Source organism: Mesorhizobium sp. M7A.F.Ca.MR.176.00.0.0 (assembly GCF_004023165.1).
Lineage (GTDB): Bacteria > Pseudomonadota > Alphaproteobacteria > Rhizobiales > Rhizobiaceae > Mesorhizobium.
The window spans coordinates 1-16380 of sequence record NZ_RZTC01000062.1 but is presented as its reverse complement, the minus strand read 5'-3'; the positions used below and the strand labels follow the sequence as shown (position 1 = coordinate 16380).

Below are 16380 nucleotides of genomic sequence, written 5' to 3'. Positions count from 1 at the left end.
CCGATCTGCGGCGCGCTTGCGGCGGCCTATCTGACGCTGCCGGCGGTTTCCTACGCCAGGATCGCCGGCCTGCCGATGCCCGCTCCCGCCGACGACACCACCACGCTGGCGGCCGCCTTCCTGATCGGCGTCTGCGCCATGTGGATTTCGGACGTCCTGTTCGAGTTCGTGGTGCGGAGAGTCAGCCGCGCGCGGGACGAATAGCTGGTGCGGCGGCGATTGCTTGGCGGAATTGCCGAGGCACGTTTCCCGCGGCATCGAACCATCGAAGACAACCCAAAATAGCCCGTTCCGGTTCGCCGGGCGGGCCATTTTTGCGTTTTGGCCTAATCAAGCCAGAATGTTGACCGCGCGTGCCGCGACCAGCGCGATGGTCAGCAGCGAGATCATGGCCTCGGCCATCATCAGCAGCTTGGCCCGCTGGGAGAGTGGCAAGGTATCGGTCGGCGAAAATGCGGTCGCATTGGTGAAGGCGAGGAAGAAATAATCGACGAAGCCGGGCAGCCAATCTCGAAGCTCACGGTCGTTCAACGTCATCTGCGCGAACAGGAAATCGGCCTGTGCGAGCTTGACGAGGCCGCAGGTCGGCGGACCGCCGCGGTCGGTGCTCCAGAACCACAAGGCAAAAACGATGACGTTGGTGACCCAGATGTTGAGCGCGTCGATCAGCAGCGTCGTACCGCTACTGCCGGCATGGCCCTCCAGCAAGGCACGCACCAGCAGGACCAGCGAACCGCAATTGATGATGCTGATGATGGCGGTCATGGTCAGGGCTGTTCTGCGGATCATGACCCGAAACTGGCCGATCGCATGCCACTCGTGGTCCTCGACCGCCTTTCGGGTGGCGGCCTGCGTCCAGGCGGTGGCCACCGACAAGGGCAGCAGCAGGGCCGCCTCCAGCGCGGGCGCCACCCAGCGCGGCCCGAATGAGAGATTGTTGATGACCAGAAGCTGCAGGCAGATGATGACGAGAACGGCCGCACGGGCCATCCAGAAATCGAGCGCACGGTAGTGAATGACGGCGTGGTGGTGGCGCATTTTTCAAATCCTGGATGCTTTTTGGGGACGGTAACCGGTCAGGCGTAGGCGACGCCTGCCGCGATCACGCCCAAGGCGCCATGCCCGGCATGTTCAGGGTGCTGCGGGATGGCGTGTTCCATTGTTGTCTTGCTGGCATGTGATGACGGGAGAGGCGGCATGGTGGCGCGAAACTCTGCCTCAATCTTGGTTTTGCCATGGTCGGCCAAGTATACATTTTCGTAAGCTTCAAGTTCTGGGCTGTTCGTAAAACCGTCCGGTGTGATTTATCCACCGCATGACGCGAATCGACGAAACCATGAACGGTTGGCTGCCGGTCGGCAGTTCTGTTCCAGGCGACTGGTGGCAGTCGTCGATCTGGCCGGGGCTGACGCGCTATCCAGAAGCCGGCCTGGCGCTTTTATGCCTGACGCAGATCCTGTGCTGGACCGTGATGCCGGCGCTTGTCGATGCCGCCCCGCCCGGCGACGTCGTCGAGAGTTTCATGTGGGGCCGCGAATGGGTGCTTTTGACCTACAAGCATCCGCAGCTCCCCGGCTGGCTGCTCGAGATCAGCCATCTTCTGACCGGATCGTTCCGCTGGCCGCAATATCTGCTCGCCCAGCTTGTCGTCTCGGCGACCTTCGTCTTCGTCTACCTGCTGGCCCGCGACATGCTCGGGAGAACCCGCGCGCTGGCCGCCGTGCTTTTGATGCCGTCATTGTATTTCTTCGGCTGGCCGACACCGCAGTTCAATCATGATTACGCGCAGATGCCCTTCTGGGCCGCAATCTGCTGGCTGCTGTGGCGTGCGGGCCGTAGCGGTGGGCCGGGCTGGTGGCTGGCGCTCGGACTGGTGTCGGGCGTCGGGCTCTATGCCAAGTTTTCCACCGGGCTGCTGTTGCTCTTCGGGGCGATCTGGCTGTTGTCGGACACGCGGGCACGCAATCGGCTCGCCACGCCCTGGCCCTGGCTTGGGCTCGCGGTTTTCCTCGCCGTCGCCGCGCCACTGGCCATCCAGCTCTACCGCATCGATTTCCTGCCGCTGACCTATGTCGCCGGCCGCGATGAATGGGTGTTGGTCCACCGCGCCCGCCTTTACTATATCGGTGTCCAAATGGCGGGGCTCTGCGGCTTATTGCTGGTGCTGTCGATATCGGGGCTGTTGCGGCGTTCGCCCGCGCCGGAACAGCCCATTGAGCGCGGCGCGCTGGCCTATCTCGTGTGGATGGGGCTTGGTCCGGCGGTGCTTGTCATGGTGGCCTCGCTGTTTACCGGCGCCGGCGAGGCGTGGGGCGCGCCGATGTACAATCTGGTCGGCGTTGTGGCGATCGCCTTGCTGGGTCATCGGCTTGGCGCCGTCGAACTGCGACGGCTGGCGATCTGCGCGTTCGCCTGCATCCTCGGCATGTCCGGTGCCTATGCGGGCATCCGCTGGACGAGTTGCAATTTGCGCGGGCGCATGGATGCCGTCTGCTGGCCAGCGCGGCAGATTTCGGACGAAGCCGAGGCGGTCTGGCACGCGGCGGTGCCCGGTCGGCTCGACATCGTCGGCGGCGATACCCGCATCGCGTTGCTGGCGGGCCTCAACGCCTATGACAAGCCGTCGATCTTCACAGACCTCGACATGCGGCTCGCCCCCTGGATCACCAGCCAGCGGCTGCGCGATCACGGCATGCTTCTGGTCTGGCCCGGGAGCGGCGTGCCACCTCGGCTGCTGGCGTGGCTGGGAAACATCCCGGTCAAGACCGTTCTTTTCGACTGGTCGCTCAGGGCACCACCGGTGGCGATCAGCTTTGCCGCCATTCCGCCTGGCATGAAGCTACTGGGTTTGATCGACAGCCTCGCCCAACCGAGCAATTGAGGTAGATCCACCGCGTCCGCTGGACGAAGCAGGTGACAATGCCCATTTATGGCGAGACCACTTGCTTTCACGCAATTCCAGACGGAAAACCGCCACACACTTTTCCTGGAATTGCTTTTGAGGAGACGTGACATGGCGACTTCGACCGAACGTGCAGTCCTTGCCGGCGGCTGTTTCTGGGGCATGCAGGATTTGATACGGCGCTATCCCGGCGTCATCTCCACCCGTGTCGGCTACAGCGGCGGCGACGTGCCCAACGCCACCTACCGCAACCACGGCACCCACGCCGAAGCCATCGAGATCAATTTCGATCCGGCCATCATAAGCTATCGCACGCTGCTGGAACGCTTTTTCCAGATCCACGATCCGACGACCCGCAACCGCCAGGGCAACGATGTCGGGACGAGTTATCGCTCGGCGATCTATTACACCAGCGACGAACAGAAGCGCGTCGCCGAGGACACCATCGCCGATGTCGATGCCTCGGGCCTGTGGCCGGGCAAGGTCATCACCGAAGTCGCACCCGTTGGTCCGTTCTGGGAAGCCGAGCCCGAGCATCAGGACTATCTGGAGAAATATCCCAACGGATACACCTGCCACTTCGTCAGGCCAGGCTGGAAGCTGCCGGTTCGCGAGACGGCGGTTTCGTAGAGTTCAAGGTTGTACCAAACCCCGATCCCCGCGTCGTGGTAGAACAAAGCCGCGGAGGTTGTGCTCCGCGGCTTTGGTTCGATCGCGTGCAGATTACTTGCCGCAATTGTTGTCGTTGACTGTCGGCGAGGTGGTGCCCGGGGAGGTGCCGTTGGCATCTGCCTGCGCCCCCTGCGGACTTGCCGGGCAATTCTGATCCGCGTTTGAATTCATATCTCCTACCGTGCCAGTCGTGCTGTTGGTCGTGCCCGGGTCGACAGTGTCCGGCTCGACCGTATTCGGTGAAGCCGGCGTGTTCGGCTCAACCGTCACCGATTTGCCGCTGCCGCTTCCATTTGCGTTGTTGCTGCCGGCGCTTTGCGCCATGGCTGACGTGGCCAGACCAATGGTGAGAACCGAAGCTGCGAGGATTTTCATGAACATGGTTTGTCTCCATTTCTGTGAAGTCGTCGCTTGTTTTCTACCAAAGTGATCGCGTTGCGACTGTGGGGACAACCGGTCGCAGCGGCGAAGGTTCCCGACAAAATTCCGCACAGGCGCACCGTGACTGGCGCAATGCTTTTGGCGCAGTGCTCTGAAAAAACGGCTTTCCCTTGAACTCGAATGATGCTTTAAGGCGCACATCCACAGGGGTGCTCCGTACGGTCGGGGCTGAGACGGGGGCGGCAAGCCCACAGACCCTAGAAGCTGATCTGGGTAATACCAGCGGAGCGAGGCGGGCGATGTTTTCAGGCGCACAGATTTCCCTATACCCCATGACCGACGATTTCGTCGGTGTCATTCTTGGCGCGCTCGGTGCGCTCGATCCCTGGCGCGACAAGCTCAGGATCGAGACCGACGACATCTCGACCTTGCTGGTCGGGCCGCCCGAAGTGCTGTTTCCCGCCATGCGCGACCTCTTCGTGGCGGCGGCACGCAGCGGCAAACATTGCGTGTTGTCGGCCACCATCTCGCGCGGGTGCCCTGGCGAGCCGGATGATCCGATCTGCCGCTCCGATGCACTTGGCGGGCCTGTTGGGCCACTCGGCCCGCGCAAGGATGCGGCCATCGCGGCGGTGCGCAATGCTGCTGCCACCGGCCAGCCGGCGGCGGCGCAGTTCTCGCTCTATGTGATGGGCACCGACGACCACATGGACGAGATCTACGGCTGCATCGATTTTCTCAAGCAGTCCGGCGTCTATGAGCGTTCCAAGCATTTCTGCACGAAACTGCGCGGTGATGCCGGTGCGATCTTTTCGGCGCTGGACGAGGCCTTCTGCCGCTTCGGACCAGGCGCCGGCCACGTAACCCTCGACGTCACGGTCTCGGCCAACAGCCCGTCGGCTGTCTGAGCCAGCCGCGCTTTCGCGCTGCCGTCAAAGGTTATCTCCCGTGGCCACATCATCAGTCGCTTCGCGCCCGATCGCGAGCCTTCTTGTCAAGGCAATGCCGGCCATGATCTCGGTCGGTTTGCTCCTGCTGGCGTGGGAGCTTTATGCCACCTATTCCGGCATCAGGCCGACGACACTGCCGGCGCCGTCGCGCGTTTTCGAGCAAGCGCTGCTCAATCGCCAGGCGCTGGCCGACAACGCCATTCCGACCATCGGCGCCACGCTGCTCGGCTTTGCCTGTTCGCTCAGCGCTGCCTTCGTGCTGTCAACGCTGGTCGACTTCTTCCAGCCGCTGCGGCGTGCGATGTTTCCTGTCTTAATCGTCAGCCAGACCTTGCCGCTGGTGGCGATCGCGCCGCTGGTGGTGCTCTGGTTCGGCTTCGGGCTGGCGCCCAAGATCATGCTGGTGGCGCTGGTTACCTTCTTTCCGATGCTGGTTGCGTTGGTCGAGGGTTATGAGTCGACCGAGGCCGAGATCGGGCAAATGCTGCGCGCCATGGGGGCAGGGCGCTGGCGCATCTTCGTGCTGGCACGGCTGCCTTCGGCGCTGCCCTATTTCTTCGCTGGTTTGAGGATCTCCATCACCTACGCCGTGGTCGGCGCGATCTTCGCCGAATATGCGGGGGCCGCGAAGGGGCTGGGCATCTACATGCTCAACGCCAAGAACAATTTCCGTCCTGACCTGGTTCTTGCCGCCGTCGGAGTGAGTGCCGCGCTGACACTTGTCCTGTTCGGGTTGACTGTACTGCTGCAGCGCCTCGCGATGCCCTGGGAGCGGGCCGGCAAGGAAACCGCCGGGAAGGGGGCCTGGCGATGAACCGGCTCGAGCTGCGGCATGTGCGCAAGGCGTTCGGTGGGCTCGACGTGCTGGCCGATATTTCGCTTAGCGTCGGCGCTGGTGAATTCGTCTCGATCCTTGGACCCTCGGGCGCCGGCAAATCGACACTCTTCCAGCTCCTGACCGGCGCCGAGCATGGCGAGGGCGAGATGTTGTTCGACGGCGCGCCGCTCGACGACCACGGCAGGCATTTCGCCTTCATGCCGCAGCGTGACGCGCTGATGCCGTGGCGGCGCATCCTCGAAAACGCGACGCTCGGGCTCGAAGTGCAAGGCATGAGGAGACAGGCGGCGCGGGCGCGCGTTGCGCCGTTGTTTGCCGAATTCGGGCTTGCCGGCTTCGAGCGGCATTTTCCAGCGCAACTGTCCGGCGGTATGCGCCAGCGCGCGGCCTTGCTGCGCACGGTGGTGCAGCAACGCGACATGCTTTTGCTCGACGAGCCGTTCGGCGCTCTCGACGCGCTGACCCGCACGGCCATGCAGCGCTGGCTGGAACAGATGTGGCGGCATCATCGCTGGACGGCGCTCCTGATCACCCATGACGTGCGCGAAGCCGTGTTCCTGTCCGACCGCATCTATGTGCTGTCGGCGCGCCCGGCCCGCATCGTGCGTGAAATCAAGGTGCCGCTGCCGCGCCCGCGCAGCCTTGGCGGCGATGCCGCGCGCCAGGCAAGTACGCTCGAGGCCGAGATTCTCGACATCATCCTCAACGCCACCCCATCCAAAGGACACGATCATGACTGACTTGACGCGCCGGCAGGCGTTGTTGCTGACCCTTGCCACAGGCCTTCCGCTCGTTGCCGGATCGGGGCGAGCCCAAGCACAATCGGCACAAAAGGTCACCGTTGCCCTCGACTGGACTGTCAACACCAACCACATCGGACTGTTCGTCGCCCGCGACAAGGGCTTCTATCGCGAGGCCGGGCTCGAGGTCGACATCCTGCCTTACAGCGATACCGGTGCGGGCACGCTGGTTGCAAATCGCGTCGCCGATTTCGGCATCAACGGCACCATCAGCCTGTTCACCCAGAGAACCGCCGGAGCGGACCTGAAGGGCGTCTATGCGGTGGTGCAATCGGAAACCGGCCGCGTGGTCTTCAATGCGGCCCGCAGCGAGATCGTAAGCCCGAGAAACCTCGACGGCCTGACCTATGGCGGCTTCGGCAGCGCCTGGGAAAACGCCCTGATATCGACCATCATCCGCCATGATGGCGGCAAGGGCAATTTCGAGACGGTGACGCTCGGCACCTCAGCCTATGAGGCGCTGGCCAACGGTTCGGTCGATTTCACGCTCGAAGTCTCGACCTGGGAGGGTGTCGACGCCGAGCTCAGGGGCGTCAAACAACGCAGCTTCGTCTATGCCGATTACGGCGTGCCTGACGAGCACACGACACTGATCTCTTCGAGCGAAGCCTATCTCCAGGCAAACCCCAAGCCTGCGGCCGCCTTTGTCCAGGCGACGCGGCGCGGCTACCAGTTCGCGGTCGATCACCCCGAAGATGCGGCAGCCCTGCTGATCGCGGCCAACAAGGATGCGTTGACCAATCCGGCGCTGATCCACGCCTCACTGAAGGCGCTGATCGACGGCCATTATCTGCGCAGCCAAAGCGGCGCCATCGGGACGATGGATCCGGCCAAGATGGGAGCGATCGGCGGCTATCTCTTCGCGTCCGGCATTTTGCGTGATGCCGACGGCAAGCTGGTTGCTCAACGCCCGGATTTCGGGAGCTATTTCCGCAACGACTATCTGAGCTAGTCTGGCAAAACCAAATGAGATGGGTCGCCAGTCTTTCTGGGCGACCGCGTGGAGCAGGTCGTCTGGGAGTGGCGCCCTGGCTCCCCGACAGCCAGTGCCGATCTGATCTTGTTGATTAACTGCCCGGCAATGGTTGCGTGCAAAGGTCGCCCTGAGGGATCATTGGGGTGTTTGCATTGCTCATATCAAAAAGCGAGGCGCTTTCGCACATCAGTGACGGCAGGATTTTGTCCGCAGCCCGAACGCGCGAAATCCTGGTGGATTTGCGCGAAGGTTTCTTTCGGATCTGCGCGCTGGCCTTCGCGGGCATGTTCGTCTACCGCGGCGTATATCACCTGATGCTCGACCCGACCCGCATCAATGTGGCGCTGGTGGCAATTTCAGAGATCCTGACCTTTACCTGGCTGCTTCTGTCGCGGCGACCACAGGTACGCGACTGGAACCCGCTGACGGTGGTTGTTTCGGTGGTCGCCAGCTTCGGTGTCGGCTTCATCGACCTGGAACCGGGCGTGGCCATCATCCCGATCTATGCCGCCGCGCCGCTGCAAGTCCTGGCGTTGGGGTTCGTGATCTGGGGGAAGATATCGCTAGGGCGTTCTTTCGCCATTCTGCCGGGCAATCGCGGCGTGATGACCGACGGTGCCTACCGCCTGGTGCGGCACCCGATCTATGCCGGATACCTTGCCGGTCATGTCCTGTTCCTGCTGTCGGCCTTTTCCTTCTACAATCTTGCTGTCTACGCCGCGATCACCTTCTTCCAGGTTCATCGCATCCTGCGCGAAGAGGCGCTGTTAGCCGCGACGCCGGAATACCGGGACTATATGAAGCGCGTCCACTACAGGCTGTTCTACGGGATCGTCTGACAAGCCGGCCAGCGCAGAATCGTTCGGCCTGCAATCACGCTTGCACTCTCTCGCTCCCGCATCCGCCGACAGACTCTGGCCACTTGCAATCATCGTGGCGGTCTTGCTGATCTTGCGAGAGGCTCATGCGCTGTCCGGTGCGGTGTACGGCCTCGCAGTAAAGACGAGCAGAGTAACGTCCGATCATCAATGGCCTTACGCGCTGTTAGTGTAAAGAGAAATTATTCCAACTTTATTATAATTTTATTTCAGAAATTTTGTTGATGTATACCACGCTTCAGGTTGAGTATTCTCTCTCTGAAACTGAAATTCACCACCTCGCGTAGTTGATCTTGCAATCGGCCTCTCGCCAATTGCTTTAGCGCAACGACAACAGGAGAGTGTTATGGCTCACACCATCAAGACAGTCGCCAACATGTTGGCGGGTAGTGCGGTAATCTTAGCCCTTTCCCTGCCCGCCAATGCTGCGGGAATCGGCCTTGGCGTTGGTGCCTCGGTGGGTGGTAGCGGCGGCGTCAATGCCGGCGTCGGGGCTTCCGTTGGCGGCAGTGGCGGCATCAGCGCCGGAGTGGGCGCCTCGGTGGGCGGCAGCGGTGGTGTAAAGGCCGGGGCCGGTGCCAATGTCGGCGGCTCGAGCGGTGTCAATGCTGGTCTCGGCGCTTCGGTCGGCGGCAGCAATGGCATCAATGCCGGCGCGGGCGCCAATGTTGGAGGATTTGGCGGCATTGCTGCCGGCCTCGGCGCCAATGTGGGCGGGACGAGCGGCGTCGGCGTCGGTGTCGGCGTGGGTATTGGGGGCGGCATCAATCCGTCCAATCCGTCGAACCCGAGCAATCCGTCCAATCCGTCAAACCCCAGCAGGCCGAGCCTGCCGGGTGTCGTGGCCCAGATGTCGGATAGCAACGTGGCGCGAATGAAGAAGCGCTGCGTCGACGTGCTCGGCAGCGAAGGCGCTTACGACCGCGACCTCCGGCAACTCTGCCTCCTGATCGCGCGCCGCTGATGCTGGAGGTGCCGGGACTGGAGGTGCCGAACCGGCCCTGAGGCCCGGCCGCATGTTCCTGGCCTCCGGCTGGTCGGAAGGCCCGCCACACTGGCGGGCTTTCCGCGTTCATTGGCGTGCCGGTATCAAAGTTCTGGCTTCCATCACGTTGGATGGCCGTTTCCGTTGCCACGATCGCACGGAACGGTAGAGCCTTGGGAACGTTCTCGTCCTCGAACATCGCGGCCGCGATGTTCGACCCAATGCGTCAACGCTAACGGGAGCTGAAAGCCATGAGCCTTGGAACCATACTGATCATCATTCTTATCCTTGCCCTGCTTGGCGGCTTCAGCGGCCTCGGCGGAGGTCCTTTTTATGGCGCCGGCTACTATGGCGGCGGCGGCCTCGGGCTCGTGCTGCTCATCGTCATCGTGCTTGTCGTGCTCGGGCGCATCTAGCCAGGCCCGCCCGGTTGTCGCCGACAGATCGCAATCTCGTGAGCGCCCCCAATGTCGGCGCGCACCGGATTGTGATGCAGGCAAGCCGGCTTGTGATCCTGCACTCTGCAAAACTTTCGTATGGTCATTGCGGTCCACACCCCCCCGTGGAAACAAGAGGAGAGGGTCCCACCCCTTATCCTCCTCCAAGGCCCGCTCCGGTTCACCGTGGCGGGCTTTTGCTTGATGGGCGAGGAACCGGCTTGCATCAAGCTTCAAGGAAAGGCGGGTGTTTTCTGAGAAGTCTCCGTTCTGGCTGCGGCATTGAGCGCAGCCAGATCCTGACGCCAGATTACTCCATGTCAGGTACGTCGCCGCTGACGAAGAGCGTGTTAGGCGGGCCGTATTCGCCTAGCGTCGGATCGGCCTCACGGCTCCAGGCGATGACGCCGGCATGCTTTGCCGCCAGAGCCTTGGCGGTGCGTATAGCGCGGTCTTCGCTTTGCTGGTCGGCGGGTCCAAAGGCGGGGAACAACTCGCCATCCTCACCGCGATCGAAGGCGACCACGACGATCAGCCTGGGATTTTTCTGGCCACTGGAATCGGACATCTTGCACCTTTAGCGCGGAACCTATCACATTGCTCGGGGTTGAAGGCCGCGAATCGATGAATGCCGACTTTGGGGAGTGGCATCGTGCAAGATCAGCGTTTCGATGAGCCGGTCAGGATTGCACTCGGCCGATCGCGAAACTCGATCTTCAACGTGGAGCGGGTCGCTCAGGCTGCAGACATCCTGCTGAACCGCTGGCCGGTTGCGACCGGGCAAAAGCATATGGTTGCCCGCAAGGTCTGTCTGGCCGTGCTCGAGGGAAAGAAAGAAGTCTCGGCGGCAAGGGCGGCGTTCATTAACGCCGCGATCGAGGCGGACATCCTCGTCGAACCGCGTGAGGTGTCGATCCCGTAGCCTGCTCCGGTGAAATTGAATCAGGGTCTGGCTCCATCCCCTTGATGTATGCCTCTTTTTTGGCGATCGCCGACCGGCTTTTCGGGGGCCATATTGACCTGCCTCGGCGCGCCTTGCACGGTATTCCGCATATTCGCTGCCTTTTGGGCAGTCTTCAGTACCCGTTGACATAGCATCCCGGTCTCTATATTGAACAGGATTATACAGGTTCACTGAACAGGTACTATATGAAGCGGCGCGCGGTTCAACTGTCTCCCGGTACGGGCAAACCCGAGCAGATCGCCACCGTTCTCGAACATGAAATCCGCTCCGGTGTTCTCGGCTTCGGCGACCGCCTGCAAAGCGAGAATGAACTTGTCCAGCGCTTCTCCGTCAGTCGCAATACGGTCCGCAAGGGCCTCGAGGAATTGTCCAGCCGGGGGCTGATCACGACCAGGGTTGGTATTGGCTCGTTCGTCACCTTCGACGGCAAGCCGGTCGATGACTCCATCGGCTGGTCGCGCGCGCTGGCCGATGCCGGCGCCAATGCCGAGACGCGGACGCTGCGGCTGGAGGTCATCGAAGACCCCGATCTGGCTTCGCTGCTTGGTATCGAAAGCCCGTTCTTCATTGCGGTTGACCGGGTGCGCACCAACGCCAGCGACGGCCATGCGATCTCCATCGAGCGCAGCCGGCTGCCACTGTCCTCCGAGCTTGAGGACGTACCGTTGCGCGGACTGCGCGAGGGCTCGCTGCACCAGACGCTGCGCGCCGCCGGCCTCATTCCCGACCATGGCGAGGAATGGGTCGAGATCGAGATGCTCAATGCCGAGGATGCGGCCATCCTCGGTTGCCCACAAGGCACGCCCTTCCTGCGCGGCCGCCGGTTGACGCGTGCGGCTGACGACCGGCCGATCGAGTATGTCACCAGCCTGCTCAACCCGGCACATTTTGCGCTGCATATGAGGTTCTGAGCGATGCCGGATGCAACCAGCAAGGCCATCGATCGCGCCATGGGCGCGCTTGTCGGCGGAGCGCTGGGAGACGCGCTCGGCATGCCGACGCAGCTTTTGTCGCCGGCTCGCATTGCCGAACTCTACGGCCATGTAGAGGATTTCATCGAGCCTTTCGCCGATCATCCGGTGTCGAAGGGCCTGGCCGCCGGAACCATCACCGACGATACCGAACAGGCGCTGCTGCTCGGCCGCATCCTGGTCGAATCCGGCGACCGTTTCGACCACGCGCGCTGGGTCAATGCGCTGCTCGACTGGGAGCGCGAGGTCAAGGCGCGCGGCAGCTATGATCTTTTGGGGCCGTCGACCAAGCGTGCCATCGATGCCATCAACAATGGCGTACCGGCCGAGGAAGCGGGACGCAGCGGCGACACCAATGGCGCGGCCATGCGTATCGCGCCTGTCGGCATCATGATGCCGCTTGAACCGTTGGAGACGTTCGTCGGCAAGGTGGCGGAGACTTGCCGGGCGACGCACAACACCTCGATCGCCATAGCCTCGGCCGCAGCCGTCGCAGCGGCCGTCAGCCGCGGCGTCGCCGGCGGCGGTTGGCGCGATGCTTCGGCCAGCGCGGTCGCGGCGGCGAGGCGAGGGGCGACGCTCGGACATTGGGTCACCGGCGGCGACATCGCCGCGCGTATCGTCTGGGCGCAGGACATCGTGCGTGGCAAGGCGATCAGGGATGCGATCCGGCTGATCACCGATCTGGTCGGCACCGGCGTCGCCAGTCAGGAATCCGTTCCGGCTGCCTTCGCCGTGCTGGAAGTCGCCCGTGGCGACCCCTGGCAAGCAGCCATCATCAGCGCCAATCTCGGCGGCGACACCGATACGATCGGCGCCATCGCTGCCGGCATGGCCGGCGCCTGCACCGGCTTTTCCCGATTGCCGCAAGAGCACATCCTCCGGCTTGTCGGCATCGACTTGTCAGAGGTTGGCGCGCTCGCCGCCGACCTTGTCGCGGCAAGGGCGGCGAAAGCCGGCTCCAGCAAGGACGCGGCGGCGTGAGCGGCCGTCTCGTCCATATAGGCAGTGCCGTGGTCGATTATGTCTACCGCATCGACGCTTTGCCGGCGCCCGGCATGGAAAAGACGGCATCGAGCTTCGCCCAGGTCGCCGGCGGCGGCTTCAACATGATGGTGGCGGCCAGCCGCACCGGCATGCAGGTGGTGTTCGGCGGCCAACTCGGCAGTGGGCCGAATGGCGACTTCCTGCGCACCGCCTTCATGGCCGAGAACATCGCGACACTGACGCCGCCATCGCCCTTGATGGACAGCGGCAATTGCGTCGCCATGATCTCCAGCGACGCCGAACGCACCTTCGTGTCATGGCCAGGTGCGGAGAGCATACTCAGCCTCGAAATGATGGCGCCGGTCGCGGTGGCACCGGGCGATTGGGTGTTCACCTCCGGCTATACGCTGAGCTACCCCAAGAGCCGCGATGCGCTCACCGACTGGATCGAGGCGCTGCCGGCGAATATTCCCTTCGTGTTCGACCCGACCCCGGTCATCTCGGATATTCCACGCTCCATCCTGTCGCGGGTGCTTGCCCGCACCACATGGCTGAGCTGCAACACGATGGAGGCGGCTGAGATCGCCGGTTCGGGCAATGTCGAGGCTGTCGCTGCACGACTTCTGGTCGACCATTGCCCACGCGCTGCGGGCGTGGTCATCCGCGCCGGCGCGAAGGGTTGCCATATCAGGCTGGCCGATGGCTCAGCCCAGACCATTGCCGGCTTCAAGGTCAACGCCGTCGACACCAATGGCGCCGGCGACACCCATATCGGCGCTTTCGTCAGCGCGCTGGCGCACGGAATCTCGCCCTTCGAGGCAGCGCGCTATGCCAATGCTGCTGCTGCTGTTTCGGTCACCCGCCATGGCGGCTCGTCGGCGCCGACGAATCGCGAAATCCAGACATTCCTGAGCCATGCCGCCGACCCATCGGGAGCAGGCCGGACACAGAAGGCCAATGCATAACAGCTGGAAAAGCCTGACAAGCCCGGGAACCGGGCAAACCCACAGAGAGGAACCAACCATGCGCATGCCTGATTTGACTGCTCTGCTGACGGCGACCGCCGTCTTTACCTCCGCACTTGCGTTCGCCGCCAAGGCCGACGAAGTGCATGTGCTCAACTGGAAGGGTTACGGCGCCGACGAACCGTGGGCCGTCGAGGCTTTCGAAAAGGCGACCGGCAACAAGGTCGTCAACGACTTCTTCAATTCCGAACAGGAAATGCTGACCAAGATCCGGACCAATCCCGGCCTCTATGACGTGGTCATGATCAACGCCGCCTTCAACGACCAGGCGATGGCCGGGAAACTGATCCAGCCGATCGACGTTTCCAAGCTGCCGAACTATGCCGACATCAGCAAGGACAAGGCGGGATCGCCGATGCTCGTCCATGACGGCAAGGTCTATGGCGTGCCGTGGGTATGGGGTCTAACCGCACTCGCCATCAACGAAAAGTCCTTCGACAAACCACCGACGAGCATCGCCGAAATGTGGGATGCCGCCCACAAGGGCCGCGTCGTCATTCGCGACGATGCCGTTGAAGCGGTGCAGTTCGGCGCCATCGCCACTGGCCAGAACATCAACGACATCAAGGATATGGATGCGGTCAAGACGAAGCTGACCTCGCTGATGCCGCAGATCAAGACCTTCTGGAGCTCGGAAAACGACTGGAACCAGATGGTCGCCTCCAACCAGATCGACATCGGCACCTATTGGAGCGGCTCGGCCGACCGCGCCAAGACGCATTTCAAGCTGCCGGTCTCGCTGGTGGTGCCGCAGGAAGGCGCCGTCGCCTGGCTCGACGCGTTTTCCATCCCCGTCGGCGCCAAGAACGTCGCCGGCGCCGAGGCCTTCATCAACTACATGATCGACCCGAAATTCTATGTCGAATGGGTCACCAAGGTTGGCGCTCCGGTCTCGGCCAACACTAAGGCGGTGGAAGCGCTGCCCGAGGATGCCTTCAACCGCAAGGTCATGGGTCATCCCGAAGTGGCCAAGCGCATCCAGTTCCAGGCGCCGATCACCGACGCCCAGCGCGAAGCCTATCTGGCGCTCTGGCAGCAGCTTAAGGTCGACGTGAAGTAAGATCACAGCCAAGCCAGCCGGCGGTTCGCGTCGGCTGGTTCTTCCAATACTGGGAGGAGGGTACCATGGCAGCTGCGATAGCGTCGCGAAGCGGGCTGAGATCGGCATTGCCGCTGCTGGCACCGGCCTATCTCTGGCTGACGGTGGCGATCTTCCTGCCGCTATCCGCTATGGTCTTCTTCTCGTTCATGACCGAGCTGCCGCTGTCGGGAAAGCCGTGGGCGTTCACGCTTGGCAACTATGCCGCCTTCTTCTCACAGAGCCTCTATCTGACGCTGCTGCTGGCCTCGCTGCGCCTTGGCCTCGAAGTGACGCTGTGGTGCGTCGTCATCGGCTATCCCGCCGCTTACGTGCTGGCCAAGGTGCTGAAGGGGCGCAGCCGCGAGGCGATCTTCCTGCTCGTCATCCTGCCGTTCTGGTCGAATGGGTTGGTGCGCATCTTTTCCTGGGCGATGGTGCTGCGCGAGGGGGGCATCCTCGACACCGCGCTCAACGCGGTGCTGCCGTTCAAGATCAACATCGACCTGATGTACTCTTATCCGGCCGTCATCATCGGGCTGGTGCATTCTTATGTGCCCTACATGGTGCTGACCTGCTATCTCACGCTGCAGGCGATCGACGACTCGCTGATCGAGGCCGGACGCTCGCTTGGCGCATCGCGGCTCCAGGTGCTGAAGCGGGTGATCATCCCGCTGTCGATTCCGGGTTTGGTAGCGGGTGCGGCCCTGATCTTCGTGCCGGTCGTCGGCTCGTTCATGGAACCGCGCATCCTGGGCGGCCGCACCGGCACCTTCTACGGAACGGTCATCGAGGACCAGTTCGTCGCCGTGTTCAACTGGCCGCTCGGTGCCGCACTCTCCTTCATCCTGCTGGCGGTAGTGCTGGTCATCCTGGCGGTGGCGTCGCCAGTGCTGCGGAGGGCCGCGTGATGACGACGACCCGCATCCTCGAAGGACTCGGCCGCCTCTACATCTGGCTGCTGCTTGCCTTTCTTTATCTGCCGATCATCATCATGGCGCTGATGTCATTCAACGTTTCTCCCTTCTACCAATTGCCGTTCGAATGGACGACCGAATGGTATGCTTCGCTGTGGCAGAACGACCAACTGATCGCAGCGACCTGGAACAGCGTCGAGATCGCGGTCATCACCACGATCATCTGCGTCGTGCTCGGCTCGGCGGCGTCGCTGGCGCTCTATCGCTACGAATTTCGTGGCAAGAAGTTCCTGCAGGCGCTTTTGTTTCCGCCGATCGCCATACCGTGGCTGATCACCGGCACGGCAATGCTGATTTTCTTCTTCGGCGTCGGTATCGGCCGTGGCCTGCATGCGATCCTGCTCGGCCATGTCGCATTGGCGCTGCCCTATGTCATCGTCGTCGTCTCGGCCCGGCTGCAGACCTTCGCGCCGGAGCTGGAAGAGGCGGCGCGCGCACTAGGCGCCAACCAGTGGCAGGTGACGCGCCGCGTCACGCTGCCCTGGATCATGCCCGGCGTCATCGCCGGCGGGCTGTTCGCGTTTGCCGTTTCGTTCGACCAGTTCGTGGTGTCCTATTT

The 16380-nt window shown here is 62.7% G+C and carries 20 protein-coding genes, 1 pseudogene and 1 riboswitch; of the genes and pseudogenes, 17 read left to right on the top strand and 4 right to left on the bottom strand.

Annotated features, from left to right (window positions below; all coding sequences use genetic code 11):
• Positions 1–204, top strand: a pseudogene (locus EOB59_RS36480) (hypothetical protein); the annotation flags it as partial.
• A 126-nt stretch (positions 205–330) separates the two neighbouring features.
• On the opposite strand, the gene EOB59_RS20515 reads toward EOB59_RS36480, so the two are convergent.
• Both EOB59_RS20515 and EOB59_RS35305 read right to left on the bottom strand, forming a co-directional pair.
• Positions 331–1038: a hypothetical protein gene (locus EOB59_RS20515; protein WP_127270889.1), complete on the bottom strand. Its 708-nt coding sequence runs from the start codon at positions 1036–1038 to the stop codon at positions 331–333.
• A 38-nt stretch (positions 1039–1076) separates the two neighbouring features.
• Positions 1077–1247, bottom strand: coding sequence for a hypothetical protein (locus EOB59_RS35305; protein ID WP_164762750.1), 171 nt, complete (start codon positions 1245–1247; stop codon positions 1077–1079).
• Positions 1248–1315: 68 nt separating this feature from the next.
• Here EOB59_RS35305 and EOB59_RS20510 point away from each other — a divergent pair, with 68 nt between their 5' ends.
• A complete protein-coding gene (locus EOB59_RS20510; protein WP_245481711.1) occupies positions 1316–2881 on the top strand; it encodes a glycosyltransferase family 39 protein in 1566 nt (521 codons plus the stop codon).
• Between the two features lie 132 nt (positions 2882–3013).
• The gene (msrA, locus tag EOB59_RS20505) at positions 3014–3532 is read left to right on the top strand and encodes a peptide-methionine (S)-S-oxide reductase MsrA (protein ID WP_127272383.1); all 519 of its coding nucleotides are present in this window, start codon (positions 3014–3016) and stop codon (positions 3530–3532) included.
• A 93-nt stretch (positions 3533–3625) separates the two neighbouring features.
• On the opposite strand, the gene EOB59_RS20500 is transcribed toward msrA, so the two are convergent.
• A complete protein-coding gene (locus EOB59_RS20500; protein WP_127398906.1) occupies positions 3626–3955 on the bottom strand; it encodes a hypothetical protein in 330 nt (109 codons plus the stop codon).
• A 195-nt stretch (positions 3956–4150) separates the two neighbouring features.
• A riboswitch (TPP riboswitch) is annotated at positions 4151–4264 on the top strand.
• On the opposite strand from EOB59_RS20500, the gene EOB59_RS20495 reads away from it, so the two are divergent.
• The 7 genes from EOB59_RS20495 (at position 4255) to EOB59_RS20465 (ending at position 9798) form a co-directional block, all read left to right on the top strand.
• Positions 4255–4863 carry a YkoF family thiamine/hydroxymethylpyrimidine-binding protein gene (locus tag EOB59_RS20495; RefSeq protein WP_127382253.1) on the top strand — a complete coding sequence of 203 codons (609 nt, stop codon included), beginning with the start codon at positions 4255–4257 and terminating at the stop codon, positions 4861–4863. Its footprint overlaps the riboswitch before it by 10 nt.
• 103 nt (positions 4864–4966) lie before the next feature.
• Positions 4967–5719: an ABC transporter permease gene (locus EOB59_RS20490; RefSeq protein ID WP_127398784.1), complete on the top strand. Its 753-nt coding sequence runs from the start codon at positions 4967–4969 to the stop codon at positions 5717–5719.
• Positions 5716–6483, top strand: coding sequence for an ABC transporter ATP-binding protein (locus tag EOB59_RS20485; RefSeq protein ID WP_127398783.1), 768 nt, complete (start codon positions 5716–5718; stop codon positions 6481–6483). Before EOB59_RS20490 ends, EOB59_RS20485 begins: the two co-directional genes overlap by 4 nt.
• Complete coding sequence (locus EOB59_RS20480; RefSeq protein ID WP_127809897.1) at positions 6476–7495, top strand: ABC transporter substrate-binding protein; 1020 nt, start codon at positions 6476–6478, stop codon at positions 7493–7495. The genes EOB59_RS20485 and EOB59_RS20480 overlap by 8 nt, the downstream gene beginning before the upstream one ends.
• A 167-nt stretch (positions 7496–7662) precedes the next feature.
• Positions 7663–8358 carry an isoprenylcysteine carboxylmethyltransferase family protein gene (locus EOB59_RS20475; protein WP_127809898.1) on the top strand — a complete coding sequence of 232 codons (696 nt, stop codon included), beginning with the start codon at positions 7663–7665 and terminating at the stop codon, positions 8356–8358.
• Between the two features lie 385 nt (positions 8359–8743).
• On the top strand, positions 8744–9361 hold the full coding sequence (locus tag EOB59_RS20470) for a hypothetical protein (RefSeq protein WP_128289099.1): 618 nt from the start codon (positions 8744–8746) through the stop codon (positions 9359–9361).
• A gap of 272 nt (positions 9362–9633) precedes the next feature.
• On the top strand, positions 9634–9798 hold the full coding sequence (locus tag EOB59_RS20465) for a DUF3309 family protein (RefSeq protein ID WP_127268780.1): 165 nt from the start codon (positions 9634–9636) through the stop codon (positions 9796–9798).
• 331 nt (positions 9799–10129) lie between these two features.
• Here EOB59_RS20465 and EOB59_RS20460 read toward each other — a convergent pair whose 3' ends face one another.
• Positions 10130–10387, bottom strand: coding sequence for a hypothetical protein (locus EOB59_RS20460; protein WP_127268781.1), 258 nt, complete (start codon positions 10385–10387; stop codon positions 10130–10132).
• Positions 10388–10471: 84 nt separating this feature from the next.
• On the opposite strand from EOB59_RS20460, the gene EOB59_RS20455 reads away from it, so the two are divergent.
• The 7 genes from EOB59_RS20455 to EOB59_RS20425 form a co-directional block, all read left to right on the top strand.
• Positions 10472–10741 (top strand): DUF982 domain-containing protein, encoded by a 270-nt coding sequence (locus EOB59_RS20455; protein WP_027035091.1) that lies wholly within the window; start codon positions 10472–10474, stop codon positions 10739–10741.
• Between the two features lie 227 nt (positions 10742–10968).
• The gene (locus EOB59_RS20450) at positions 10969–11694 is read left to right on the top strand and encodes a GntR family transcriptional regulator (RefSeq protein ID WP_127398229.1); all 726 of its coding nucleotides are present in this window, start codon (positions 10969–10971) and stop codon (positions 11692–11694) included.
• Positions 11695–11697: 3 nt separating this feature from the next.
• Positions 11698–12738 (top strand): ADP-ribosylglycohydrolase family protein, encoded by a 1041-nt coding sequence (locus EOB59_RS20445; RefSeq protein ID WP_128289098.1) that lies wholly within the window; start codon positions 11698–11700, stop codon positions 12736–12738.
• Positions 12735–13706, top strand: a complete 972-nt coding sequence (locus EOB59_RS20440; protein WP_128289097.1) for a PfkB family carbohydrate kinase — start codon at positions 12735–12737, stop codon at positions 13704–13706. The genes EOB59_RS20445 and EOB59_RS20440 overlap by 4 nt, the downstream gene beginning before the upstream one ends.
• A 58-nt stretch (positions 13707–13764) precedes the next feature.
• On the top strand, positions 13765–14826 hold the full coding sequence (locus EOB59_RS20435; RefSeq protein ID WP_128289096.1) for an ABC transporter substrate-binding protein: 1062 nt from the start codon (positions 13765–13767) through the stop codon (positions 14824–14826).
• Between the two features lie 65 nt (positions 14827–14891).
• The gene (locus EOB59_RS20430) at positions 14892–15755 is read left to right on the top strand and encodes an ABC transporter permease (RefSeq protein WP_128289095.1); all 864 of its coding nucleotides are present in this window, start codon (positions 14892–14894) and stop codon (positions 15753–15755) included.
• The coding region (locus EOB59_RS20425; protein WP_164895699.1) for an ABC transporter permease at positions 15755–16380 on the top strand (626 nt) is incomplete at its 3' end. The genes EOB59_RS20430 and EOB59_RS20425, both read left to right, overlap by 1 nt.